The sequence below is a fragment of the Halobacteriovorax sp. genome (genome assembly GCF_048381875.1).
Lineage (GTDB): Bacteria > Bdellovibrionota > Bacteriovoracia > Bacteriovoracales > Bacteriovoracaceae > Halobacteriovorax_A > Halobacteriovorax_A vibrionivorans.
Map to the genome: position 1 here is coordinate 372,900 of NZ_JBLXBP010000001.1, position 25,524 is coordinate 398,423.

At 36.3% G+C, this 25,524-nt stretch carries 20 protein-coding genes; 8 read left to right on the forward strand and 12 right to left on the reverse strand.

What is annotated here, in order from left to right; translation table 11 throughout:
* Position 1: 1 nt before the first annotated feature.
* The 5 genes from ACN5L8_RS01725 to ACN5L8_RS01745 form a co-directional block, all read right to left on the reverse strand.
* Positions 2 to 1,291, reverse strand: a complete 1,290-nt coding sequence (locus ACN5L8_RS01725) for a thiolase family protein (protein WP_419172133.1) — start codon at positions 1,289 to 1,291, stop codon at positions 2 to 4.
* 133 nt (positions 1,292 to 1,424) lie between these two features.
* A complete protein-coding gene (locus ACN5L8_RS01730) occupies positions 1,425 to 2,435 on the reverse strand; it encodes an OmpH family outer membrane protein (protein WP_115362801.1) in 1,011 nt (336 codons plus the stop codon).
* Between the two features lie 154 nt (positions 2,436 to 2,589).
* A complete protein-coding gene (locus ACN5L8_RS01735) occupies positions 2,590 to 2,841 on the reverse strand; it encodes a hypothetical protein (RefSeq protein WP_115362803.1) in 252 nt (83 codons plus the stop codon).
* Between the two features lie 14 nt (positions 2,842 to 2,855).
* Entirely contained in the window at positions 2,856 to 4,184 is a 1,329-nt protein-coding gene (locus ACN5L8_RS01740) for a hypothetical protein (protein WP_419172134.1), read from the reverse strand.
* 4 nt (positions 4,185 to 4,188) lie between these two features.
* Positions 4,189 to 5,532 (reverse strand): glycosyltransferase N-terminal domain-containing protein, encoded by a 1,344-nt coding sequence (locus tag ACN5L8_RS01745; protein WP_419172135.1) that lies wholly within the window; start codon positions 5,530 to 5,532, stop codon positions 4,189 to 4,191.
* Positions 5,533 to 5,750: 218 nt separating this feature from the next.
* Here ACN5L8_RS01745 and ACN5L8_RS01750 point away from each other — a divergent pair, with 218 nt between their 5' ends.
* From ACN5L8_RS01750 to ACN5L8_RS01770, 5 genes are all read left to right on the forward strand, one after another.
* Positions 5,751 to 6,629 (forward strand): hypothetical protein, encoded by an 879-nt coding sequence (locus ACN5L8_RS01750; protein ID WP_419172136.1) that lies wholly within the window; start codon positions 5,751 to 5,753, stop codon positions 6,627 to 6,629.
* Between the two features lie 139 nt (positions 6,630 to 6,768).
* On the forward strand, positions 6,769 to 7,998 hold the full coding sequence (locus tag ACN5L8_RS01755) for a hypothetical protein (RefSeq protein ID WP_419172137.1): 1,230 nt from the start codon (positions 6,769 to 6,771) through the stop codon (positions 7,996 to 7,998).
* Between the two features lie 55 nt (positions 7,999 to 8,053).
* Complete coding sequence (gene tmk / locus ACN5L8_RS01760; protein ID WP_115362812.1) at positions 8,054 to 8,743, forward strand: dTMP kinase; 690 nt, start codon at positions 8,054 to 8,056, stop codon at positions 8,741 to 8,743.
* Entirely contained in the window at positions 8,715 to 9,566 is an 852-nt protein-coding gene (locus ACN5L8_RS01765; RefSeq protein WP_419172138.1) for a hypothetical protein, read from the forward strand. The genes tmk and ACN5L8_RS01765 overlap by 29 nt, the downstream gene beginning before the upstream one ends.
* 83 nt (positions 9,567 to 9,649) lie before the next feature.
* Entirely contained in the window at positions 9,650 to 11,134 is a 1,485-nt protein-coding gene (locus ACN5L8_RS01770; RefSeq protein WP_419172139.1) for a PSP1 domain-containing protein, read from the forward strand.
* Here ACN5L8_RS01770 and ACN5L8_RS01775 read toward each other — a convergent pair.
* The 5 genes from ACN5L8_RS01775 to ACN5L8_RS01795 all read right to left on the reverse strand — a co-directional run bounded on the left by ACN5L8_RS01775 (position 11,115) and on the right by ACN5L8_RS01795 (position 15,852).
* Positions 11,115 to 11,729 carry an alpha/beta hydrolase gene (locus ACN5L8_RS01775; RefSeq protein WP_419172140.1) on the reverse strand — a complete coding sequence of 205 codons (615 nt, stop codon included), beginning with the start codon at positions 11,727 to 11,729 and terminating at the stop codon, positions 11,115 to 11,117. The genes ACN5L8_RS01770 and ACN5L8_RS01775 overlap by 20 nt on opposite strands.
* Complete coding sequence (gene asnS / locus ACN5L8_RS01780; RefSeq protein WP_115362819.1) at positions 11,719 to 13,131, reverse strand: asparagine--tRNA ligase; 1,413 nt, start codon at positions 13,129 to 13,131, stop codon at positions 11,719 to 11,721. Before asnS ends, ACN5L8_RS01775 begins: the two co-directional genes overlap by 11 nt.
* A 10-nt stretch (positions 13,132 to 13,141) precedes the next feature.
* Complete coding sequence (locus ACN5L8_RS01785) at positions 13,142 to 14,140, reverse strand: adenosine kinase (RefSeq protein WP_419172141.1); 999 nt, start codon at positions 14,138 to 14,140, stop codon at positions 13,142 to 13,144.
* Positions 14,141 to 14,153: 13 nt separating this feature from the next.
* Positions 14,154 to 14,930 (reverse strand): peroxide stress protein YaaA, encoded by a 777-nt coding sequence (gene yaaA / locus ACN5L8_RS01790; protein ID WP_334678497.1) that lies wholly within the window; start codon positions 14,928 to 14,930, stop codon positions 14,154 to 14,156.
* An 85-nt stretch (positions 14,931 to 15,015) separates the two neighbouring features.
* Complete coding sequence (locus ACN5L8_RS01795) at positions 15,016 to 15,852, reverse strand: class I SAM-dependent methyltransferase (protein ID WP_419172142.1); 837 nt, start codon at positions 15,850 to 15,852, stop codon at positions 15,016 to 15,018.
* Positions 15,853 to 15,938: 86 nt separating this feature from the next.
* Here ACN5L8_RS01795 and gcvPB point away from each other — a divergent pair, with 86 nt between their 5' ends.
* From gcvPB to ACN5L8_RS01810, 3 genes are all read left to right on the forward strand, one after another.
* Positions 15,939 to 18,992, forward strand: coding sequence for an aminomethyl-transferring glycine dehydrogenase subunit GcvPB (gene gcvPB / locus ACN5L8_RS01800; RefSeq protein WP_419172143.1), 3,054 nt, complete (start codon positions 15,939 to 15,941; stop codon positions 18,990 to 18,992).
* A 360-nt stretch (positions 18,993 to 19,352) separates the two neighbouring features.
* On the forward strand, positions 19,353 to 20,945 hold the full coding sequence (locus ACN5L8_RS01805) for a peptide chain release factor 3 (RefSeq protein WP_115362828.1): 1,593 nt from the start codon (positions 19,353 to 19,355) through the stop codon (positions 20,943 to 20,945).
* 91 nt (positions 20,946 to 21,036) lie between these two features.
* Entirely contained in the window at positions 21,037 to 21,390 is a 354-nt protein-coding gene (locus ACN5L8_RS01810; RefSeq protein ID WP_115362830.1) for a response regulator, read from the forward strand.
* 28 nt (positions 21,391 to 21,418) lie between these two features.
* On the opposite strand, the gene ACN5L8_RS01815 is transcribed toward ACN5L8_RS01810, so the two are convergent.
* Entirely contained in the window at positions 21,419 to 24,508 is a 3,090-nt protein-coding gene (locus ACN5L8_RS01815; RefSeq protein ID WP_419172144.1) for an amidoligase family protein, read from the reverse strand.
* 35 nt (positions 24,509 to 24,543) lie between these two features.
* A complete protein-coding gene (locus tag ACN5L8_RS01820) occupies positions 24,544 to 25,476 on the reverse strand; it encodes a hypothetical protein (RefSeq protein WP_115362834.1) in 933 nt (310 codons plus the stop codon).
* Between the last annotated feature and the right edge of the window lie 48 nt (positions 25,477 to 25,524).

The window sequence follows — 25,524 nt, forward strand, 5'->3', positions numbered from 1 at the left end:
CTTATTTTTGAAGGTTCTCAATAATCATGGCACCACCTTGGCCACCACCAATACAAAGGGAAGCAATTCCGTAACCGGCCTTACGCTTTTTAAGCTCATGTGCAAGTGTAACAACAAGACGTGATCCAGTTGAACCAACAGGGTGTCCAAGTGCAATTGCCCCACCGTTTACATTAAGTTTCTCATCAGGAATCTCTCCCCAAAGCTTATCAACACCAAATTTCTCTGCAACTTTTTGATCAGTAAAAGCTTTCTTAACAGCAATAATTTGAGCAGCAAATGCTTCGTTAATTTCAACAAGATCCATCTGTTCTAAAGTTAGACCTGTTCTTCTAAAAACACCATCCATTGCTAACAGAGGTCCCATTCCCATACGCTCAGGCTCTAGACCGTGGAAGTGGTAGTCAACAACTCGCGCCATTGGCTCTAAGTTGTATTTTTTCACTGCTTCTTCAGAGCAGAAAAGGATTGCTGATCCACCATCAGTAATTGGACAACTATTTCCAACTGTAACTGTACCTGATTTACGATCAAAGTAAGGCTTCATCTTAGCAAGACCCTCAACAGAAGATTCTTTACGTGGACCGTGATCATTCATTAATAATTTATCTAATTTTGCACCGTATATTAAAGGGACAATTTCATCTGCAAAACGCCCTTCTTCAATGGCCTTAATGGCCTTGTGGTGTGACTCATTTGCATATTCATCTTGTTGCTCACGTGTAATTCCTAACTCACGTGCAAGAAGTTCTGCTGTTTGTCCCATATTTAACCCACAAAAAGGATCTGTTAGACCTTGCTCAATAGCAACAATAGGAGAAAGATAGGCCGGCTTAAAGCTTGATAAAACTTTTAGCTTATCACCTGTTGTTTTTGCCTTCATAAGCTTTGCAAAAAGCTCAGTCATCTGCTTTCCATAGATTAGAGGCATATTTGACATCGACTCAACACCACCAGCAACAACGATCTCGCTGCGGCCAGATGCTACTTTTAAAAAGCCTTGTGAAGCAGCTTCTAAACCAGAGGCACAATTGCGGTGAACAGAGTATCCTGAAGTTTTCTTATGTAGTCCTGCTTCAAGAGCGATAACTCGTCCAATATTTGGATATTTAGCTGGTGTCCCTGTGTTACCAAAAATAACCTCATCAACAGCATCATCTTCAATACTTGTCCCATCCATAATATGACGTACAAGGTAAGCTCCAAGGTATGGCGCTTGAATATCTTTAATAATTGTACCGGATTTGGCCTGTGGAGTTCTTACGGCCTCAACAATGTAGACTGGTTTCATCTATGATTCCTTTCTTCTGATTAATTGTTTTGACACTATTGTAGGGATTTTGACAGGTTATGCAAACAAAAAAAGGCTCCACTTTGGGAGCCTTCTTATTAGAACAGGATAAATTTCTTATTTAAACAATTGATTAGAATAGGTATGACAGTCCAAGACCTAAAGTGAATGAATCTGCACCTTCAAGGTTCTTAGCTTGATTATTTAGAACATAATCATTTGCTGAACCAGCATATTCATCTTCTTCACCCATTCTAAAGATATTCTTATCGTAGTTTAGCGCTAGCTGAACTCCAAATTCTTTAGCAAAATTAACTTCTGCACCTAAAGTCGCTCCACCTGAAACATAGCGATAAGATAATTCAGTATTATTAAAGCTATCTCTTGGGTTTTCAATTTTAAAGTTACCAAAGTGAACTTTAGTCCCAAGGCTTAAGAATGGCTTAATTTTCGCAGCACGAGAAAAGTAGAACTTAGCGTGTCCACCGAAATTAAACTCATTATATGAAATTTCATCATTTGCTGAGTGGTAATAACCAGTGCTGTAACAACCAGAATAACTACATGAGTATCCTCTATTACTAGCTAAGTCTTGGTCACCAATAGTCATTCCCATATAACCAACACTAATACCTACATCAACGCGATCAGAAACCTTAGTTTCTACTACCGCATCAAAATTAAGTCCTGCTGTCCACTCTTTCTGATCACCAGTGATTGTTTTAAATCCTGTTTGAACAGAAACTTTATTATCCAATTGTGGCCCTTGAGGTACAACTGGAGCTACGACCTCAGATCGAGCTGGAGCTGATTGAATGCTATTGATCTCGTCCATGGCCTTAATTTGACCTTCTAGAGCCTTTTGAATCTTCTTAGCGATTCTTCTCTCTTCTTTAAGACGCATATCCTCAACATTCTTTCTCATCATTTGCTCGTGCTTTTCCTCGAGCTCACGACGAAGCTTTTGAATCTTGTCTGCCGCAGATTTCTTCTTTTTCTTTTTGTAAAATCCATCCAGATTAATTTCATCTGTATGAACGACTTGATCTGTCTCACTTAATAGTGGGTCTTCTTGTGCAAATGAAGCTGCACTAGAAAAGATCAATGCTGCCATCACGGCGCAATTAAACTTTGTTGTTTTCATTCTGTACTCCCTGTTCTTTGTAGTTCTTTGTACTAAATAAGAGTTTTATACTTGTTTATAACACGTAGCGAGATTATTCTCTGCAAAAGGTGAACGTTGATGAAATTATTTCATGGAGAAAGAAAAATACTTAAAAATCAGACACTTAGACTGTCTAACGAAGGTTATAATAGCGAAATTTATCGGCCCTGACATCAGTTGAGCTATCAAGACCTATGGTATCAAGGAAACACAGAGGGTTTATGCTGCCTCGATCACAAGCACCGGGATCGGCCTTGAATCTGGCATCAAGAGTTTGAAAAGCAGCAAACATAATGGATACAATTGCAGTAATTAAAAGTAGATACTCGACAACAGTCTGTCCTTTATCATTATTTAACTCATTATGCTTTTTACTTTCTATCATTATAGTCCCTAATTTTAGACAAAAGTTTTATAGTCTCTTGCCTCTAATAGAGTTTGAGTTATTCCAAGGTTATTTTTCTTTAAAGGCCCGTGATAATACACGCCCTTTACACTTTCAAGTTTACCACGACTTCCTGTTCTAAACTTAAGTTTTACATTTTCTCTAGCATTTAAAAGTCCATGATTTCTTAAAAGACAAACTTCATCTATGGCAACACAATTTAATAAAACGTCTTGTGAATCGATTATCTCATTTTCAATTAGTAGTTTGTGAAACATATCTTGAACAAAATCTACTTTGAAACAGTCTTCAAAACGCCAATACACCTTCACTTCACAAACGCCATCACCACCTATTTTTTTACGAATAAAGGCAACGTCGCTACCAAAGCTATGAGCATCAAAATGATAATACTCTCCAGATAATAAATTATCAGACATTTTATAATTAAGCTTGATACAGCCATATACGCTACTTAAATCATGGCCAATTCCCAACCTTTCAACGTTAGAGCTGAAGATGGCCATTTTTGATGGTGCTACAACTCCACTATAAGAAGCAAGTTGAGTGGCCCAAGGTCTTGCGTTTGAAAAACTAAATTCTTCAATCGTATCTTCTAAAGTTACTCCTCCAAGCTTTTCGATGGCATCCTTGGCCTGGGCCTCTAGAGCGAGACTCCAAATAAAGCGATATCTTGGAGATAAAAGAACAATGAAGAAGTATATTAACTCAAGATCAGAAAATGTAAGCTCTATTGATTGTGTATAAATACAACGCAAAGAACTCATTAGCTTTTGTAATTCCCTATTGTTTTTAAACTCTCGTCTAAATGAAGAGTAACAATCATAAATATAATCAGGAAGTGCACTTTTAAAAGTAGCAACAGAAACTTGGTGAATCGTCTTATATCGACATAATGACTCTCCAAGACGACTTACTGCTGTTAGGAAGTCCTCTTCAAAATCACTTATCTCTTTTTGTTCAGAAGCAAGTATCTGCTGCAATTGCGCATGTAAGTTTGGAAATTGTCTTGTTACCTGTGAATAATTTAGATAAGGCCTAGGTGATGCGAATTCATATCTTTTAGAATTAACTAATAAGCAAAATGGAGCCAGCTCAAAATTTGATTTCTTAAAAATTGATGACTCTTCATCAATATCTGATATCCATGTTTTAATGAAAGCTAAATCAATAGGCCCATAGAATTTAAAATAAGGATCGTTAGACTTAATTCTTTGATCCTTTAAATAGACAGCATCATGCCCGCTTTTTAAAATTTGAGACGAAGTTAAAAAACTCGTTATATTATTACCTATAATTAATGTATCAATATTTTTATTCATAATTTTACTTTGTTAATAAGTTAATTAATTTTCTCTTGGCCAATTCACTTTCTTCAATCATAGCAGAGATGACCTCAGCTTTCATAGAGTCTTCATTTTCTTGACTCATTATATGGTAAATCTCATGACAGTCTTCAATAATCTTTATATTAAAATTTGATGAGATAATCATATCGTATTCTGTCGAGCGATGAATATTAGGGCCACAGAAGATCTTTGAACCAGCAACAAATGGCTCCAATAATGAGTGAACACCTTTACCGTGGCCACCACCAACGTACACCTTATGAAAGTATGGATAGATTTCACAAAGGATTCCCTTCACTGTACATAAGATTAGTCCAGGATTCATTGTAATCTCTGTCAGAAAAGACTGAAATGATTCAAGTGATAATTTTGATTCATCTAAAATATGTATCTTTAACTTTGGAGAGAGTTTTTTGATCTCTGATAACATCTCTTCCACTTTATCTTCTTTTAATAAATGGGGAGCTAGAAATACAAATTTCTTCTTATCTGCTATATCATTTAATAAATTTCTATCATTGAAGAAAGTGAATTCATTTATCCACATTTGAGCAAGACAAATTCTATCTTGATAATGATAGAGTCCTAAAATCTGACTTAAGAACTCATAGTGTTTATGTTTTCTAAAACTCTTTTGACGAGAGTTAATCTGAAGCATACGAAGTTCAATTGGGGCAACGATCTGAGTGCCTAACTGCGCACTTTCAAATACCTTCTGATCTTCAGTAGTTGCAGCAATAACCTCACTAAATTGAGCGTAGATAAACTTCTTAATCCAAGAGATGATAGGTTTACCATCTTTATTAAACCTTGCTTTAGAGCTTTTTGAAGTAGCGGAAAATAAGATAAACTCACTCATCTTTGATCCAAGATAAATAAGCTCAGGAAAAAAGTCATATCTAACCATCATCATCTTTGAGGCACTAGACCAAGCAATAATATTTTGTCTTTTTAAAAGTGGAAAGTATGTGATGAGGGGCAACCTTAGATAACGAACTCTCTCACGATGGGCCTGATAATATTCAACGACCTTGTGCTCCACACTAGGAGAAGTGAAAAGCAATTCAACATTTTTACCATGTGAAATTAGCTCATCAATAATAGGCCTAATTTGCTCGAACTCCCCTTCACTTGAGAAATGAAATAAGCAGTGGGCCTTCTTGCCTACACGAGAAAATGCTCTCGTTCCTTCATCCTGATAATTTTTGGATTCAAAACTTACTCGACGATAAAATGGCCCTATTCTTAATAAGTAGAAAAATAGAAAAAATGGATAGGCCACTATTCGAAGAATCGCCTGAATAAGAAAAATCAACAACATACAAATAGTATAAAGATACATCTAAGAGAATAGAAGCTAAAAATGTGGTCGAGATGACACCTAGTGGATACATTTTACATAAAATTATAAAAAACGAGTGTCATTTTCTTAAAAAATCTTACATATAACTTTAATTTTGTACCTTAACGAAATTCTGGATTGCCATACAATAAAAAAACTTCGATTATTGGCTATTGTATAAAAAGAGGGAGAAAAAAATGGGATTATTTAGGGGAGCGATACTCGCATTCATGGTTACCAGCGCACTTGGTGCTACATCAACGGCATCAATGCCTTCAGTACCAGCTACAACGACAACTCAACAAACAGCAGCGACACCAAATCCAGAAGAAAACACAATTTGGCAAAAATTAAAGAAATCACCATTTAATGCCCAATATTTAGTGGAAGGATCAAATGGTTTTAAAGAATCAATTAATGGATACAGTTTCTATAACTACCTATATTTAGGTTACAACATCAACGATAGATTTGCTGTAAAAGTTGTTCCTTATTGGCAAACAGACTTCTCAGAAAAACAAGAAAATAAAAATGGAAGCCGTACAATTCATCAACAATACGGTGCAACTCAAGCAAGACTTTATGTTAAGAAACTTTTAACTGATAAAGAAAATGGTTACGACCTTTATCTTCAATACCGTCTATACCACTACCCGGCCGCCACAAGAAAGTCTGGATATGATGCAAAACAACGCTTTTACCTAATTGGTGGAAAGACAATTAATGATAAATTAAGAATCGGTACTTATGCATTTTACGAAAGTTATATTAGAAACTCTGGTAAATCATCTCTTTTAGCAAATTACTACGCAGCAGTTGCTCCTACATATTATATAAGTGATAAGCTATATACATCACTTACAATTGACTACTATAGACAACAAAGAAAATCTGGAAGTACAGAATCTGAGACTCTTTCAGTTTCTCCAGAAATTGGATACAGCTTCCCATTTGTTTCTCTTTCAGCATCACTAGCTCTTGAGCCAGTAGACTTTAGAGGTGAAGATCCTGATTTTGTTGATGAAACACTTAAGAATGCCAGACTAGTAGTGTCGGCCTATTTCTCAATCCTATAATTTCATAATTACATTACAGATACTTACTAGGCCGACTTTATAAGTCGGCCTTTATTTTTAAAGCTTTATTAAACATCAGGCAATATTTTCCGATAACTCTAGTAAGAAAGTGATTAAACTTATCAGGGTTTGAGGATTTATGAGTTCAAATACAAAGAAGAAAGTTACAGAATATCTACTGACTAAGAAGCAGATCTCAGCTGGCCTCTATGAGCCAAATGAAGTCTACTACATTAAAGACAGTGGAAAAGAACTTGGACCATTCTGGCAGGAAGACTTAAAAGAGTTTATTGATGACTATGGACTTCTTAATCAAAATGTTCTCGCTAAGAGCTTAAACGACTCAGATTGGACACCAGTAACTTCTCACCCATTATTCCAAAGACGAAGACCTGAAATTGTAAAAGAATTTAAAATTGATGAAGATGATCAATTCTTCTTACTAAAAAATGGTAAGAAAGATGGACCTTTTACAAGCAATGAGGTCAATGCAAAGCTTGATAAATTAGAGGTGCTTCACACTGATCTTGTATCAGTTGATAATGGGATCAGTTGGGGAACTATTTACGAATTTGAAGTATTTGATCGTCGAACTAGAGATAATCAAAGTTTGCCTGAATCACCGCAAGGTCATGTTTTTCAAAACTCTATGCTTGATGCGGATCGTGCGATGGCCGTATCTAAAAAAGATCAAGGCGATCGCGAATTTATTTATGATCTTGCTTATATTGGAAACCAAAAGCTAAATCCGAATAAGCCACAAATTGATGATTTTGAACAAAAAGAACAAACAGATAATACTGCAATGTTTAGACTAGCTGCTTTTGCTTTTAGCTTTATCGTTGTAGCTGCAGTATTTTTTACTTTTTCAAACTTTTCAGGAAGCCCTGAGCCAGTAGCGAAAAAACCAAAAGTGCAAAGAACACAACGTACTCCAGCTGCTAAGAAGAGAACTCAACCAAAAGTTCAAGAAAGGCCAAAGCCTACAAAGATGCCTACAACGAGAATTAAAAAGAAGAAAGAGGCCCCTAAAAGAGAGATTACAAGAAGCGATAGACCTCTTAATAAAGGAAGTTTTCTAAGTGACACTAGAGAGATGACAGATGGACAAATGGATCCAAGAGACCTGCCTCCTGAAGTTATTTTTGATGATAACTCTGAAGCATTAGAGCTTGATCCGATCAGAGAGAGAATATCAAAAGAAACTTTTGATCCACAACAAGAAGAGTTAGAAAATTATGACGAACTTGATGCGGCCCGTGAAATTGTCGATGATTATCTTGAGCGCTCACCTGCTGCAGGAGGACAAGAAGAGTTCTATGAAGATGAATTTGTCCCTGAAGATGCTATTGAAGGTAGTGAGTATTAAGCAAAATTTTAAAGAATAAGTAGTCAAAAATTAAATATTTGTGTTATTTTTAAGTATGGAAAACACAAATGAAATCACGAATTTAACACAATACTTTAGAAAGGCCGCTTTCCCTGGCTCATATTTTTTCAGTTTCGAAGGTATCGAAGGATCTGGAAAATCAACTCAAATCGTAAAGATTAAAGACTATCTAGAAACAAAAGGTTTCAACGTAATTGTCATTAGAGAACCAGGTGGAACTGCATTTGGGGAAAAGCTTAGACAAGCAATTCTGACGTCTACACAAGAACTTCACCCAGCAGCGGAAGCACACTTATTTGCTTCAGCAAGAGCGCAGAATCTTTCATCATTAATTCTTCCAGAGCTTGAAACACCTAATACTGTTGTTATCTGTGACCGTTTTCTAGATAGCTCAATAGCCTACCAAGGTGTAGCAAGAGGTTTAGGGCCAGAATATATTTTAAATATTCACTCTAGTTTCCCTCTTAATATCGTTCCTCATAAAACATTCTACTTAAGAATTGATTTACAAAAGTCATTAGAGAGACAGCGACTAAGAAATATGCCTAAAGACTATTTTGAATCAAGAGATAATAGCTTTCATCAAAACCTCATTGAAGGATATGATTATTGTGCAAGTATTTTCTCTGATCGCGTATCAGTAATAGATGGTTCACAAAGCATGGATGATGTTACAAACGAATTAATAAATAACATTGACCAAATTATTAATGCAAAAGAATAATCAAGAACAAGATCTCGCCTTTAAGGCCCTCTTTGAAAGATACAAATCTTCTCAGATGGCCCATTTCTATACCCTACACACAGCAGGGCAATTAGAAGTTGATGAGAAATCTAAAATCTTAAGTAATTGGACAACTAACTTCCTTGAAAATATTCTCATGTTTGAAAATAATTGGGATCATGACCATGCAAGCGAATCCTTAACTCTAGGCCATGAAGACATACTAATTATTGAGACAGAAGAGAAAAGCTATAAAGTAAGTGATAAGAAAATTGAAGAATTTTTCGACTTTATTCGATTTAGGCCATCAAAATTAAAATACTGCATTACTATATTTAAAGACTCTCAAAAGATATCACCAATACTGGCAAATAAATTATTAAAAACACTTGAAGAGCCTCCTGCAGGCCATTTATTTATTTTTCTAAAATCTTCAAATGAGAAGTCACTAGCAACAATCGATTCAAGAACTATTAATATTCACATTATTAATGACTCTAATGATAATATTGATAAGATTCATAATCTCGATTTTCATAGCTTTCTAGATAGAAGCTGTAAAGATACTGAACTTAAAGACATCTTAGTAGAGATAAGAGATGGCAATCTAAAATTAGATGCAATCCAAGGCCTTATAAAAGAAAAGCCTGCCAGAGAATTAAACATCCACCACTTAATAGCTGCCTATATTAATCAAAACGATAAATTTGATATTAGGGATCAAATGAAGTGTCTAGAAGCAATAAAGAATTCAACTGAAGAAATTCCATTTAATGGTGCTGTAAAGTCACGTCTTTCACGCCTTTTGCAGTTCGTTATATAAGTAATTTACGATGCATAAAGGCTAGACATAAAGCAGTATAAAGAGGACAATAAGATCTGTTCAAAAATAAATTTGGTAATTAAATGACTGATAATAATACGACGCAGGACTCTGAGCAATCAGAAGCTCCTAAAAATACACAGACAAAACAAGCAAAGGACTCTCATCGAGAATCCAATAAAGAGCAAAAGAAAAAAGCAAATAAGTTCAGCAAGCACGATGACAAACTTGCTAAAGAGCAAGAGGGAAAGTTCGAAGAAGGACAGACCCTAACGATGGTTCGTGTTAGATTTCCTGGTAATGCAAAATCTCAGCCTTTTTTACTTGGTAAGAGAAAGTTTACTTATGGCCAAAAAGTTATTGCCATGAGTGACCGCGGAATGACTGTAGGTTATATCAACTCTTTTCCATATGAAGTTGAATTTGATAAATCAATGCTACCAATCCGCTCCATCTCAAAAGTTGCCACTCAAGAAGATATTGACGAACAAAAAAGCTACATGAAAAAGGAAAATGAGGCTGAAGTCACATGTATTCGCCTCATTGAAAAACATAATCTCAATATGAACCTAACTCACGTTGAATTTATTCAATTTGGGAAAAAGGCCGTTTTCTACTTCACAGCTCCAGAGCGTGTTGACTTTAGAAACCTCGTCAAAGACCTTGTTTCTGAAATAAAGATGCGTATTGAACTTCGTCAAATTTCAGTAAGAGACCGTGCTGCGGCACTTGGTGCAACCGGTGCTTGTGGACTACAAACGTGTTGTTCATACTTTCTAACAAACTACGGTAATACATCGATAAAAATGGCAAAGAATCAAAATCTTGCCCTTATCCCGGCCAAGATTAATGGTGTTTGTGGACAAGTTAAATGCTGTATTAAGTATGAAGATGATGTTTATACAAATAAGAGAGAATTCCTTCCAGGTGAAGGATCATATATTCGCACTAAAAATGGCGATATTGGAAAGGTCCTAAAGCTTCATATTCTCCTTGAACAATTTGAAATGCTTACAGACCGTGGCTATATCCGCCGCTACTATAAGAACCAATTCGACCGCAAACGTTGTCGTCCACCAAAAGATTGGAAATTCCCGACAGAGTTTAGATCAATCACAAAAGAAAACTCTGTTGTTATTGGAATTGAAGAACTAGAAGAAGAGCTACGCCTAAGAAAACAAGCATTTCTAAAGAGCCTTCACGATGAAGATGATGATCAAGACGAAGATGCTCATGAGTTAATGGATGATGAAGAATCGACTTCAGATGATGAGGAAATTGAAAAGCTTCCTCTTGATTCAACTGAAGATGAAAATGACAATATTCCAAAAGAAAATGTCGAAAAGAAGCGTCATAACAATAATAGGCCAAAGAGACGATCAAATAATAATCGCAATCGCGGCCCTAGAAATGACAAATCAGATAATAAAGATGGTGAAAAGAAGTCTCGTGGGAGAAATAATCGCAACCGTCTACCAAAAGGTAAAGGCGGTGGAAACTTCCGTAAACCATCAGGTGAAAAGTCTGAAAACAAAAGGGCCAACTCCCCTAAGAAGTCTGATCAATAATTCTTTTTAATGAATCATAAGCGCGATGGTGAGGGAAACGATTTTCTCTTACCATCTCAATATTTGGCAACTTTCCAAGAAACTTCACATTTAACATTTCATCTTTCTTATCAACAACAACCTTACGAAGACATTTCTTTAGCTCAATCTTCTCGTTTAACAAAATAATTTCACGATAAACACCAAGGCTTACATATGAACGAACGCGAGTCTTTATTGGGGCAAGAGATGGTATTGGAAGGATTGCGGCAGGGCCTTTAGCAACCTTACCAACAAGCTTTGCTAATTTATTACGAGGTATAAATGCAGGAGCAACGTAAGTAATCTTACGATCCCCTACTTCAATCACATCGTGTTGTATTAGCCATTCTATTAATAGAGCACTTAAAGAGTGGGCCACAATATGAGCGGTAGGATTTGTTTTAAATACCTCTTTAATACGCTCACAATCTTCTTTAAGATTTGGCCTGGCCTTCTTATTAAAAGAAAGTGAAATATACTTAACATTTGGATTTGAAAAAATAAAAGATCCCGGGGCCTGATTGAGCCCCGGAAAGAATACTATATTTGGATAGTCTTTTTGATTAGAAGTCACAATTTCCCGGAGTACGAGGGAAAGCAATTACATCGCGAATATTACTCATACCAGTAATATACATAATTGCTCTTTCAAACCCAAGGCCAAAACCAGAGTGAGGAGCAGAACCGAACTTACGAAGCTCAAGGTACCACCAGTAGCCTTCTTTCTCCATTCCCATCTCATCCATACGCTTTGTAAGCTTATCAAGGTCTTCTTCACGTTGTGATCCACCAATGAGCTCACCAATACCAGGAACAAGAACATCCATGGCACGAACAGTTTTACCATCGTCATTTTGCTTCATATAGAAGGCCTTACATGTTTTCGGGTAGTCTGTAACTGTAACAGGCGACTTGAAATGAACATCTGTTAAGTATTTCTCATGTTCAGTTTGTAGCTCATCTCCCCAATTCGTTGGGAATTCAAATTTTTGGCCAGAAGCATTTAATATATCAATTGCTTCTGTGTAAGTAATCTTTTTGAACTCTCCATCACGAACGGCAGCTAAAGTTTCAAAATGAGATGCATCAACATCTGTAAATGGCATTTTATATAAGAACTCAAGTTCTTTGCGACAATTAGTGAAAGCATAATCAATCATATACTTTATATAATCAGCAGCAAGATCAGCAACATCATCAAGATCAGCAAAAGCAACCTCTGGCTCAATCATCCAAAACTCTGCTAAGTGACGTTTTGTATTAGAGTTTTCAGATCGAAATGTCGGCCCAAATGTATAAACCTTACCAAGACCAAGAGCGTGGCACTCACCTTCAAGCTGACCTGTAACACATAGTGAAACATCTTTACCAAAGTAGTCCTTAGTAAAATCAACTTCACCTTTATCATTTTTGGCCGGGTTTTGCTTATCAAGAGTTGATACATTAAACATCTCACCAGCACCTTCACCATCTACTGCAGTAATAATTGGCGAATTTAAATAGAAGAAGCCTTTTTCATTAAAGAAATTATGAGTGGCCATTGCAAGTGCGTGACGTACACGAAAAACTGCGCCAAAGAGATTTGTTCTAACTCTTAAGTGAGCAATATCTCTTAAGTGTTCAAGAGAAGTTCCTTTCTTTTGAAGAGGATATGATTCATCAACTGCACCAATAATTTCACCAGTAACTGCTTGCATCTCAATTGTTTGATTCTTTCCTTGAGACTCAACAACCTTACCTGTGATTGAAACACATGTTCCTGTTAGCATCGTTGATAGAGCTTCATAATTTTCAATATCAGCATCTGCTACAATTTGGAGTAGATCTTGAGAAGATCCATCATTAAGAACAATGAATGAAAACTTCTTAGACTTTCTAACTGAGCGAACCCAACCTTTAACCACTACTTCATTACCGATAAAATCACTTGAACGATCAAATAATTTCTTTAATTCAATACGCTTTAAATCTGTCATTTAATACCTTCTATAAAACTTCTTTTAAAATACTCTGAGTTGTTTCTTTTTCTAGTCTTGGACCATATTGAGTCACAAGTTTTGCTGAGCAAGAACAAGCAAGTGTTCCAGCTTGAGCGTAATCTAGGCCATTAGTAATCCCATAAAGGAATGCTCCAGCAAATAAGTCACCTGCACCATTTGTATCCATAGCTGTTACTTTTGGAGATGAAACGTTTAGACGCTCATTTCCATCGAATAAGTAGGCACCTTTGGCCCCTGCAGTAATAGCAAATGTATGAGAAACTTCTTTAAGAGCATTGAAGGCATCATCTATATTATCTAATCCTGTGAACGACTTCGCTTCTTCTTCATTACAAAATAGAAGATCAAGTCTTTCACTACCGATCATTTTCTTAAAACCATCTTTAAAGAATCCAACAATACCTGGATCAGAAAAAGTTAATGCAACTTTAACATCATTTTTGCGTGCATAATCTCTTGCCGTTTCGCAAGCAGCAATGCCTGCAGCTCCAGTAACAAGGTAGCCTTCCATATATAGCCACTTACTTTCACTAAGACTAGCTAGATCCAGTTGATCATCTGAGTAAGTTGCAGTTGTTCCAAGGAAAGTATTCATTGTTCTTTCAGCATCGTCTGAAATCATAACGAGACACTTACCTGTTTCACCATCATATAGGCCTTGCTCAATATTAGACTTTACACCATTAGCAAGAAGATCATTTTTGTAGAACTCTCCTGTCTCATCATCTGCAACTTTACAAGAGTAGAAAGTCTTTGCTCCAAGCTGAGTCGCACCAATAATTGTATTTGCAGCAGAACCACCACATGCTCTAGAATGACCAACGTTATTACCACTTAAAGCTTTAAGAAGATGATCTTGTCTTTCCTTTTCAACAAGAGTCATAAGACCTTTTTCTATTAAGTGATCAGTTAAGAATTCATCACTAACTTTAAATTCCATATCAACAAGGGCATTTCCCATTCCATAAATATCGTACTTCTTCATATAAATTCCTTTATTATTCTTCTCTTCTTTTAAATATTAATTCGTTACTAGCTTCATCAAATCCATCATATTGATATCCGGCCACATTAAACTTCTTGAGACCTTCAATATCTTTGACTTTATTTTCGATAATATAACGGGCCATCATTCCACGTGCTCTTTTAGCATTGAATGAGATCACTTTATATTTACCATTCTTCCAATCAAGAAAGCGTATATTTACTAATTCGGGAACTAGCTTATCTTTCTTCACACTTTTGAAATACTCTTCTGAAGCAAGGTTCACAAGGTACTTAGACTTATTCTTCTTAGCGTCTTCATTGATTTTTTCAACAATTTTATCGCCCCAGAAGTTATAGAGATTTGTTAATCCTTCTGCGTTGATACGTGTTCCCATCTCAAGTCGGTAAGCTCTTAACTCATCAAGTGGTGCTAAAACACCATATAGGCCAGATAAGATTTTTAAATGCTTTTGGGCGTAATTCAACTCACTTTTTTTGAATTCACTTGCATTTAGTCCCTGGTATGTATCGCCAGCAAAGCTAAAGACGGCCGCACCAAGATCATTTGTCTTCTTAAACTTTTTAAAACGCTCCACATTTAAATTTGCAAGATTATCAGAGAGCTTCATCATTTTAGAAAGATCACTACTATCAAATTTTGCCATTTTCTTTGCCAACTCACTGGCCTCATCGATGAATGCAGGCGTTTGTAATTCGACATTATTTGCAAGCTCAATTTCTGAGTGGTCAAAATTAAGTTTTTTCGCAGGTGAGATAACAATATCCATGAATATCCTTTGAATAAAATTCGTAACTAAACGCTTGAAATGATAACAATAACTTTATCAAAAGACTATGATTTCTTAGGAGTATTTAAGGGATAAAATAACGTTCATAACGTGTGGATTTACCTGTATAGACAACTTTCTGACACCTAGAATCATCCGGTAGTTCTAAATTAGGTGCTTTCAATGGCCTCTTAAAACAAACCAACTTAAATTTCTTACATAATTCAGATAAAATAGTAGCTTGGTCTTCGTCACTTCCAACAAGTTCTTTGAATGTTTCCATTTCCTTACGGCTAAGGGCGCTCTTTGTTTTGGACTTACCTGATTCATACATCGGATCATAAAAGCAGCGATCGTAGCCAGCTGGAATTTCACTAGAATAGGCCTGGCCATATTTTAGCCTCATCTGATTTTTAAAGGTTTGAGCAATCATTTCGTCGTCACTAGCACAGGCCTGCAGATAGGCCCATAATCCTAACGCAAAGACATATGGGTTTCTTTCAAAACAAATTAACTTGCATTTAAAACTTAATAATAAACAAGCATCCTTTCCTGTCCCCATTGTTGCATCAATAATTTGATTATGTGCTAAATCATCACCCTTGAGCTTTAGAGCTCGAAAAAGAGGCTCCTTAGTAACTGCATAGCGTTTTTTAAGATGTGATTGTAATTCTTTGGCCCAATCCAGTGTTAGCTTAGATGATTTTTTCAAATCAATTAAACTTAACTGTTCACCATTAAAATCTAAATAATAAGAAACCTCATCAGTTAAGCTTGAACAAATCTCAAATTCGACACCAAAATCTCTTAACTGTTTGGCCCAAAGACCTAGTGCATCGTTCTGAGATTCTAATGATTTCATATTAATATCAATGCCATGAACAAGAATTTGAATAGGTGTTAGTTTTACGTCATTTTTCATATTAAAATCAAGTAGATGGCCTGTTGTTTCTATGTTATAAAATCATTCTTAATTGAGACACAATTTATAACACAATTGGAGAATGGATGTCACACACACAAGACGTTTCTAATGCAACAATCGATAAATTAGGATTTGATCCTAGAAGTTTGAAGGTAAACTCTCAGGATATAAACCGTGAGCTAGCAAAGAATTATATTAGCGCTAGTGATAACGACATAGAATCAATGTTAAAAGAGCTAGGTCTTAATTCTCTAGATGAGCTTTTTTCACATATCAAAGATGACGTTAAATTCTCTGAAAAGATCGCTTTAGAAAAGGGCCTTAACTACGACGAGCTAGTAGCAAATTTAGATACACTCTCTAAGAAAAATAACATCCCTACTAATTACTTAGGAGATGGACTACCACAGTATAAGATTCACGATATTGTTCCTTACGTATGTAATATCCGCGGACTTACTACTGCCTATACTCCATATCAACCAGAAAGGTCTCAGGGAACACTAAACACTCTTTGGATCTATTCAAGTGCAATAACTGCACTAACTGGTTTTGAAGCAATTAACTCTTCTCTTTATGAAAGATCAACTTGCTTATTTGAAGCACTTAAAACAGGTGTTCGTTTAGCTAGAAAAAAAACAAAGGTTCTTTTAAGTGAGGCAATTTACCCACAAGACAGAAGTGTAATTCAAACAAATGCTGCACATACTGGATTAGAAATCTTATGGGCACCTATTAATAAAGAAAGCGGACTTATTGATTTCGAAATTACAAAAGAGATCCTTACTACAAATAACGATATCGCTGCATTTGCCTTTGGACAAGTAAACTCTCTTGGACTTCTAGAAGATGTCGATGCTCTAACAGATTTATGCCAAGAAAATGACGTGTCATCTATTGCAATTATTGATCCAATTCTTCTTGCAAACAAAGGACTAAAAAAACCAAGTGAGTACGGAAGTGACAAGTCAGGTGTCACAATGATTGTTGGTGAAGGCCAACACTTATGTCTTGATGCAAATTACGGAGGACCTGGTCTTGGTATTTTCGGTATTCGATTTAACGAAAAGAACAAGAATCAAATCCGTCAAACTGCTGGCCGCTATGTTGGTAATGCAGTTGATATGAATAATAAACAATGTCTAGCAATGGTTCTATCGACTCGTGAACAACATATTCGTCGAGAGAAGGCAACGAGTAATATTTGTTCGAACCAATCTTTTGTTGCAACAATTGCAGGAGCCGCCCTTCTTGCTCACGGTGATCAAGGACTAGAAACGAAGCTTGGAATTTCAAGACAAAACACACAATACTTCCTTGCTAATATTTTACACCTTGATGGTGTTGAATTAGCTTTTAATGCGCCTTATTTCAATGAAGTCGTTCTAAAAATCAATAGGCCAGTAAAAGACTTCATCAACTCTAATGATGATATTGTTATAGGAAAAGATATCACTGGACGCCACGGGCTAGAAGGAAATCTATTAAAGATTTCATTTGGTGATCTTCATTCACAAGAAGATATCGACAAGCTTATTAGCGTATTTAAAAATAATTTCACAGGTGATGAAAATGCAGATGTATTCATGCCTGATTTACCAGAAAAGTTCCTACGTACAGAAGCACCTGGGATAGCTCAATTTACATTAGAAGAAGTAAAGGCCTTCTATGATAAATGTGGAGAACTAAATGTGTCTCCTGATGATGCAATCTATCCACTAGGTTCGTGTACAATGAAGTATAACCCATACGTAAATGACTGGGCAGCAGGTCTAAAAGGCTTCACAATGGCCCATCCAGACCTAGATGATAAATACACTCAAGGAACTCTTGAGCTCCTTTATAATATTCAAGAAGACTTTAAGGCCATCACAGGACTACCAGGTGTTGTAACTCAAGCAGTTGCAGGAGCTCAAGGAGAGCTTGTTGGTATTAAAATGTTTCAAGCATACCATGCTGATAAAGGAAATGCGCAAACTAAGAATGTTATCTTAATACCAAAATCAGCGCATGGAACTAACCCAGCAACTGCTGCAGTGGCAGGTTTTGTTCCTGGTAAAGTGGATGGAAAACAAGTCGGAATTATCACTCTTGATGCTGACCAAAGAGGTCAAATTGATCTTGAGCAATTAAAAGAGATTATTAAAACAGATGGTGATCGCATTGCCGGTATCATGGTTACAAATCCAAATACAGCAGGTGTTTTTGAAGAAAACTTCAAAGAAGTTGCAGACCTAATTCACTCAGTAGATGGGCTTGTGTATATGGATGGGGCCAATATGAATGCAATTGCAGGTATTGTCTCTCTAGAAAAGCTTGGTGTTGATGCTTGCCATAATAACCTACATAAAACTTGGACTATTCCACATGGTGGAGGTGGACCAGGAGATGCTATTGTAGCAGTAAGTGACAAACTCGTTGATTATATACCAGGTACTCAAGTTGAAAAACTTTCAGATGGAAGCTTTAAAAAAGTACGTGCAAAAAAATGCATCGGAGACTTTCACCGTCACGATGGAAATGTTGCCCACAAAGTTCGTGCATACACTTACCTTAAGGCCCTCGGTCAAGACGGCGTTGTTACGATGTCACAAATTGCAGTTTTAAGTGCAAGGTACTTATTTAATAAACTTAAAGATGTATATCCAATGCTACCTCTTGGTGCAGACAATACACCGAGAATGCATGAGTTTATTATTACATTAAGTGATGATATGTTTGCTCATATTGAAAAATCTGGGACACCAAAGAATCAAATCATTGCAAAGGTTGGAAAGCTATTTTTAGACTTTGGACTTCATGCTCCAACAGTTGCCTTCCCTGAAGTTTTTGGTTTAATGATCGAGCCAACTGAATCATTTACTAAAAAAGAATTAGATGAATTCTGTGATGTACTCATTGCAATCAAGAATGTTTTAAGCGATTCTCCAGAAGTTCTTCAAACAGCACCGCACTTTACACCAATAAAGAAAGTAGATGAGGTATGGGCCAATAAGAATCTAAAATTCTACACAGAGCTTAAAGAATTGTGGGAGCTACCAAGTGACGAAGTTTCGCCTAAGCAATTAAGGCTAAATGATGCAATCGAAGTAGTTGAAATGATCAGAAAGAAACACAGAGAAATAAAAGAAGCATAGAAATAAAAAACGCCAGTCAGTGACTGGCGTTTATATATTGAAGTAGCAGGAATTGAAAAACATACGAATAATTCGAGAATAAACAACAACACGAAAATTAACACGAATTTGGGGAACAAAGAACAACAACACAACTTTATCGATATGTTTATTCATCAATCCCTGCTACATATGTCTGTGATTTATACGATGTGATTTTGGAAGTTACAACCTATCATTTTTGCACGTGTAAATATTACAAAGGGGTCTTGAACTGTTAAGCCTTGTTATTAACAAAGCTTAATTCAGATATAAGTGGCCCTTATAGAAACGAAAGAAAACAAATAAAATACTAACTGAAAAGACAAGAAAGAAGTAACTATGGAAGATTTAAAAAGAGCAACATTTGCAATCATCTCTCACCCGGATGCCGGTAAGACAACAATGACAGAAAAGCTATTATGGTTTGGTCAAGTTGTAAGAAGCGCGGGGATGGTAAAAAGTAAGCAAGGTAATTATGCTAAATCTGACTGGATGGAGATGGAAAAAGAGCGTGGAATCTCTATTACTTCTTCAGTTATGTCATTCCCATATAACGAAAGGGCCATGCACCTACTTGACACTCCTGGTCACAAGGACTTCTCAGAAGATACTTATCGAACTCTCACAGCTGTAGAAAGTGTTCTTATGATGATTGATTCAGCAAAAGGGGTTGAAGCACAGACAAAGAAGTTAATGGAAGTCTGTCGAATGAGAGACACTCCTATTGTATCTTTTTGTAATAAGTTTGATCGTGATGCTCTTGACCCGTTTGAGCTAATCGACGATGTGGAGAAAACTTGCTCAATTCAATGTGTTCCAATGACTTGGCCAATTGGCTCAGGTGTTGAGTTCAAAGGTGTATACGATCTTCGCAATAAAACTATTATGAGTTTTAAAGATGCTAAAGATCCGTTTAGCCCAAATATTATCGATGCAAGCGATTTAAAAGCGGATCATATTAAAGAATTTGTAGGTGAAACTCTTCTAGAAAAACTTGAAGAAGACCTAATGATGATTGAAGAATTAATGCCAGAGTTTAACGAAGAAGAATTTCTAGCAGGTATCATGACTCCAATGTATTTTGGATCTGCCCTTAATAACTTTGGCGTAAAAGAAGTTCTTGATACTTTTTCAAAATTTGCTCCAGGCCCTGGAGAGCGTGAAGTACTTAAGGCCCCATTTGAAAAAGAAGAAACACGTATGGTTGATCCAAGTGAAAAGAAGTTCACTGGATTTGTCTTCAAGATTCAAGCAAATATGGATAAGAAGCACCGTGATCGTGTTGCATTCATTAGAGTATGCTCTGGACGATTCACAAGAGGACAAAAAGTTACTCTTGCAAGAACTGGCAAAGAGATAAAGATTGCAACTCCTCTTATGTTTCAAGCTCAAGATAGAGAGATCACAGAGTATGCAATTCCTGGAGATATAATTGGAATCCACGATTCTGGAAAATTACAGATTGGTGACACATTCACTGAAGGTGAAATTATCCAATTTACAGGAATTCCAAGCTTTGCCCCAGAGATCTTTAAAAGAGTTTTATTAAAAGATCCAATGAAAGGAAAGCAGCTTGATAAGGGACTTCAACAACTTTCAGAAGAAGGCTCTGTTCAATTGTTTAAAAGACATAATTCAACTGAAAAGATTCTTGGTGCCGTAGGTGTTCTCCAATTTGAAGTTGTACAAAGAAGACTTGAGGATGAGTACAATGTAAAAGGAGAATATGAAGGTTTCCCTTATACAGGTATTCGCTGGGTTAAAATTCCAACAGAGAAGATGAAAGATGAATTTGTGTCGCGTTACTCTGCTAATATCGCCTACGATATAAAAGGGCGTATATGCTTTATCTATCGCACGGAGTGGGATTTGAAGCTGGCCCAGGAAAAATTTGAAGAAGTGGAATTTTTCAAGACTAATGATTTTAAATAGTTAATTAAACTAAACTAAATATGTCTTGTAAATCAAATAAAAATTAACTATTATTATCTTCACCTTATTGAACAAAAAAAAGGTTAAGAAATTGAAATTTTTATTTGTAGAAGATGAAGTAGAGTTAGTCGAATTATATCAATATATGTTTGATCGAATCGGCCTAGACTATGAAGTCGCTTATAATGGCGAAGAAGCACTTGAAAAAGTGAAGAATGGTCAATTCGATTTTATTTTCTCTGATATTCGTATGCCGAAAATGAATGGAATTGATTTTCTAAAGAATCTTATTTCAGAAGGTCTCAACTTCAAGAAGTTTGTTTTCGTTACGGCCCATCAAGAAGTCTCACTAGATGAGGTTAAGGAGATGGGAGCACACGACATACTCTATAAACCAATAAGACATCAAGTTTTCATGGATTATATTCAAGATTTACAAGCATAAAAAAGGGCCCTCCACGGGCCCTTTTTATTTATAGAATTTCATTGATTAATTCGTCACAACTATTGGTTCGAACAAACTCTCCAGGTAGCTCACGAGCTGGTACAATTTCTTGTCTCATTTCTTGAGCGGCCATAGCAGCTCTAATACGATGATCATTATTCATTGTATTTAGCTCATCTGCAGGACCTGGTGTCCACTGACGGCCAGTAGAGTTTAAAGCATTCTCTTCACTTCTAGCATCAACGGCCTGTCCCCAACCTCGTTGATGTGGATGAATAGCCATTTTCTCTTCAATATCTCTAAAGAAGACCTTCTGACTCTCAATTTGTGAAGTTGATAATCCTTCCATTGCAGCAGTTCTAAATTGATTTACATCAAGACCTAAGTCATCACAAAGTTTCTTTAAGTCATCTTCAACAGTAGCTGGAGATTTTACATAATCTAAGTGAGTTTTATTATCAACTTCGCCATCTAAAGGCTCAGTTGAATTAATTGCCTTATCAAGCATTGCACGAACTAGCTTAATTTGCATTGCTGATTCAGCAGCATCTCTTGGCGCATTAAACATTCTAAACTCAGCTTTTCTAATTTTCGGGTCAACTCTAAATGTTCTTCTCCAGTCTGTTGTAGGATTTGAAATATCGAAATCATCTGTTACAAACTCTTCAGGAATTACATCTTGGTAATAAGCTGAAACATCAAGTTGTAAGTAACGTGTCTTACGTCCAAAACGAGTGTTAAAGTATCTTTCATTATAAAGAAGTTTTTTAAGCTCTTCCTCTGTTCCGTTAAAGTCTTTTAGCGCATTCTTAAGGGTATCACTAATCTCTATTTGTTCAGAAGTGTGAGTACGATTAATATGCTGGAACATAAGTGAAATAATCCCTCTGTGCTCATGGAAGATCGTTAAAAATCTTGCAAGGGCCTTAGGGTTATCATCAAATGCAGCTAGGTCAATATTCACGTGACCACCACCGGCCATAATAGACGGTAGAACATTGTTTTTCTCAAATGCTTTATAAACTGCACTTACTTCTTCAATTGTTGGTGTGAACTTTGGTGTAATAAGCTCTATCGTTCCACCACGTGGAGAATCTGCGATGATTTCACCTTCAGGAGTATACGAACGTCCAATACCGTCCCACTCAACTTGCCACTTACGACCTTTCGAGTCGCGAATAGCATAGGCTACATCTAAACCGTGGCCGTGCCCATCAACCTCTAGCTTAACAGGTGGCTCACCTTCTTCACCGCCAATCTGATCGTAAAGGTCCTTAGCAACTCTCTTAATAATTGCTTCTCTTTCTTGTGAAGATAGATCAATAATAGTTTGTACCCATGCACGTTTTCCATCTTCAAGTCTCTCTTTAGAAGTGATTGACTTAAGTCTTAATGGGAACTTACCTGAATACTCAATCCCTAGATCGATATCATTAACGTCAACCGGATTATTAACTCGGTTAGGAGCATCAACCTTGGCCTTAAAGTCCATTGTTAATTCGTTATAGTCCATATCTTTAGGACGCATATAGTTTTCAAGATCATCAATAAGCTTAGAAGCAGAAACCCATGTACGATTCATTTCACGAATTTCATTTTTCAATTGCGAAGGATCCATATTTGGGTCCATTAGAGCAACCTTTTGCGTATAATCCTTAACTAAGTTTTTAATAATCTCTCTTTTTGTATCACCGATGAAAGCAACACCTGGCTCAGTCCATCCCCAATACATAACTCGATAAGAGTCTTTGATTCCGGCCTTATTCATATTATCAAGGGCCTGCTTAACAACGTCTTGTTCAATTCCAAAACGCTCTGAAATACTCTGTGCAGTCTGAAAGGATGAACTATTTAAATTATAATCAGCAATGTCGGCAATTCCACTAAAGTCATTAGCTGCAATTCTTGCTGCAAGTGTTGTTTGATAAAAACGGGCCGGCGCAAGATTCTTTGTCCCCGCTCTAAATTCAATACCAAGTCCGCCAGTATTTCTAACCCAAGGCTTCCACTGATCATCAGGTCTAATTACACCGCGGCCACCATAATAGAGATTACTTAAGTTTGCTTCAGATTGAACACTTTTATAATTTGCAAATTCAATTCCAGAATTACCTTTAATTCCGTTAAGAACAATATAAGACTGGACCATACGATAGAATTCAGAAAGTTTTCCTGTTTCTAATTCAGGGTGTTTTGCAAATACAATACGTTGGTGGCCAGGAGCTTGGAATAGCTTGATTTTTTTCTCTAGTGTTTGAGGGTCACGAATAACTTGTGCTAGAGACTCTCTAAACCAAGCGACCATTTCCTCAAACTCACCATATGTGTTTTGAGCGTGAAAGTTGATTTCCCAACCACCACCTTGTCCACCACCGTGTGCGTGGGCATCATTAATAAATTTTTCCGCCTTTCCAAAAACAGAAGTCCACTGAGAATAATCATATTTTTGTTTAAGAAATTTATCTGGAAGGCCAGGTAGATTTCCATTAAACATTTTCATTCTTACAGTAGGTTTAATAAATGAAAGAGGCTTATCCCCCATTTGATCAAAGAGGTTATTAAAAACTGTTTTTAGAGTATCTAAATTTGCCTCTTCAATATTTGTTGCCTTAAGCTCTGTAAGATCAAGTACCTTAGGGTTCCCCTCTAAATCTACAACATCTGAAGCAAGATCGATTTTCTTTCCTGTAAACATATCTTTATATGTACGATAACCATTAGCATCTTTGGCGTAATTAGAAAGAAAGTCACGATAGAACTCTTCTTGCTTTTCAGCACTTAAATTTCCAATTTTTGTTTTAATATAAGAAGTTGGTGGCGTCATTACACGTGTAAGTAAACTTGAAGATGCCTCTTTTTCTGCACCAAAAGTTACCCCACCAAGCATTCCAGGAAGAGTCTGACCATCGACAAGTGCTGCTTTTGCGCTATAGCTTGCCCCAGAATACTGGAGGTCTGCCCAGGCCTCATAGGCCGTTTTATAGTTACCATCTGATGATGGCGTACGATAATCACTATTTTTTACGTGGGAAATACCAAACCAAGCAGCAGTTCCAATCGCAACAGTTCCAAGAACTGGCAAATAGAGATCTTTAAATTTTTTGTTTGTTTTACTCATAGGTCATACCTTTTTGTATATTTAATAAAAATTAATTACTTAAAAAAACATTTCTTAGACTTAAGCTCTTCTATACTTGAAAGAGTCTCAGGAGTCTTATCACTCACCTTATACAGTTCTTTAAAGAACGCATCTTCCCTTTGTGAAACAGGCTTATTGGCCGCTTCATCAATAGCCTTTGCAAGCTTTGCAGCTCTTTCAGGTGAAAACTTTCCATCAATAATCTTCCAAAATGAATTTTTAGCTCTTGGCCCGACCATTGTTACTTCTCTAGAATTACCTTTGCTAAATTTTGCAACGGCATTAAAGAATTCACGATACTCCTTCTTAGCTCTTTGCTCAGAGAAGCTTAAGAAAATTGCATATGATCTTCTTTCACTACTATTTAGATAGCGAGAAGCATCTTTGATATTATTGTTTCGTGATAATCTGGAAATGTATCTTGTAACTCCGGCAGGTGTTTTAGGTACTCTTTGAACAACTCTCATTAAGTTTGAATCAGCAACTTTCACAAGATTGTTACTAAAACCTAATGTTGCGAGTTCATCTGCTTTACAATACGAACAGTTAAGAACTTTTGCAGATTGTTCACCATATACTGAAGCAATATAAGCGAGATCATTTACAACATCTCTAAAAGTCTCACCTTCTACATCTTTATGAGACATCTTCAATGCTGCCATAACACGACCAATCTTTGCTTGGTCTTCTCTATTTGCACGATTTTTAATATCGGCCAGTGCGGTACTTAAGTCAGGATAACCATGCTTTAAAGAAACAACACTTGTACGAATAGAATCCTTTAATGTCGTTACCGATGCCCCTGAAACACCTTCTTTTACAATTTTTGATTTAATTGAAATAGGCTTTAAAAGCATTTCACCTAAAGTAAAAACACTGGCATTGGCCGATAACGTTATTGCAACTGAAGCGCAGAAAAGTAGCGCACTTTTGCCAAATAATTTCATTAATCTCTCCTCACTTATCAATAAATTTGATAAATAGCTAAAATATCA

Coding starts and splice junctions, on each gene's coding strand:
- ACN5L8_RS01725 (WP_419172133.1), bottom strand. CDS start 1,291: ATGAAACCAGTCTACATTGTTGAGGCCGTAAGAACTCCACAGGCCAAA.
- ACN5L8_RS01730 (WP_115362801.1), bottom strand. CDS start 2,435: ATGAAAACAACAAAGTTTAATTGCGCCGTGATGGCAGCATTGATCTTT.
- ACN5L8_RS01735 (WP_115362803.1), bottom strand. CDS start 2,841: ATGATAGAAAGTAAAAAGCATAATGAGTTAAATAATGATAAAGGACAG.
- ACN5L8_RS01740 (WP_419172134.1), bottom strand. CDS start 4,184: ATGAATAAAAATATTGATACATTAATTATAGGTAATAATATAACGAGT.
- ACN5L8_RS01745 (WP_419172135.1), bottom strand. CDS start 5,532: ATGTTGTTGATTTTTCTTATTCAGGCGATTCTTCGAATAGTGGCCTAT.
- ACN5L8_RS01750 (WP_419172136.1), top strand. CDS start 5,751: ATGGGATTATTTAGGGGAGCGATACTCGCATTCATGGTTACCAGCGCA.
- ACN5L8_RS01755 (WP_419172137.1), top strand. CDS start 6,769: ATGAGTTCAAATACAAAGAAGAAAGTTACAGAATATCTACTGACTAAG.
- tmk (WP_115362812.1), top strand. CDS start 8,054: ATGGAAAACACAAATGAAATCACGAATTTAACACAATACTTTAGAAAG.
- ACN5L8_RS01770 (WP_419172139.1), top strand. CDS start 9,650: ATGACTGATAATAATACGACGCAGGACTCTGAGCAATCAGAAGCTCCT.
- asnS (WP_115362819.1), bottom strand. CDS start 13,131: ATGACAGATTTAAAGCGTATTGAATTAAAGAAATTATTTGATCGTTCA.
- ACN5L8_RS01785 (WP_419172141.1), bottom strand. CDS start 14,140: ATGAAGAAGTACGATATTTATGGAATGGGAAATGCCCTTGTTGATATG.
- yaaA (WP_334678497.1), bottom strand. CDS start 14,930: ATGGATATTGTTATCTCACCTGCGAAAAAACTTAATTTTGACCACTCA.
- ACN5L8_RS01795 (WP_419172142.1), bottom strand. CDS start 15,852: ATGAAAAATGACGTAAAACTAACACCTATTCAAATTCTTGTTCATGGC.
- gcvPB (WP_419172143.1), top strand. CDS start 15,939: ATGTCACACACACAAGACGTTTCTAATGCAACAATCGATAAATTAGGA.
- ACN5L8_RS01805 (WP_115362828.1), top strand. CDS start 19,353: ATGGAAGATTTAAAAAGAGCAACATTTGCAATCATCTCTCACCCGGAT.
- ACN5L8_RS01815 (WP_419172144.1), bottom strand. CDS start 24,508: ATGAGTAAAACAAACAAAAAATTTAAAGATCTCTATTTGCCAGTTCTT.
- ACN5L8_RS01820 (WP_115362834.1), bottom strand. CDS start 25,476: ATGAAATTATTTGGCAAAAGTGCGCTACTTTTCTGCGCTTCAGTTGCA.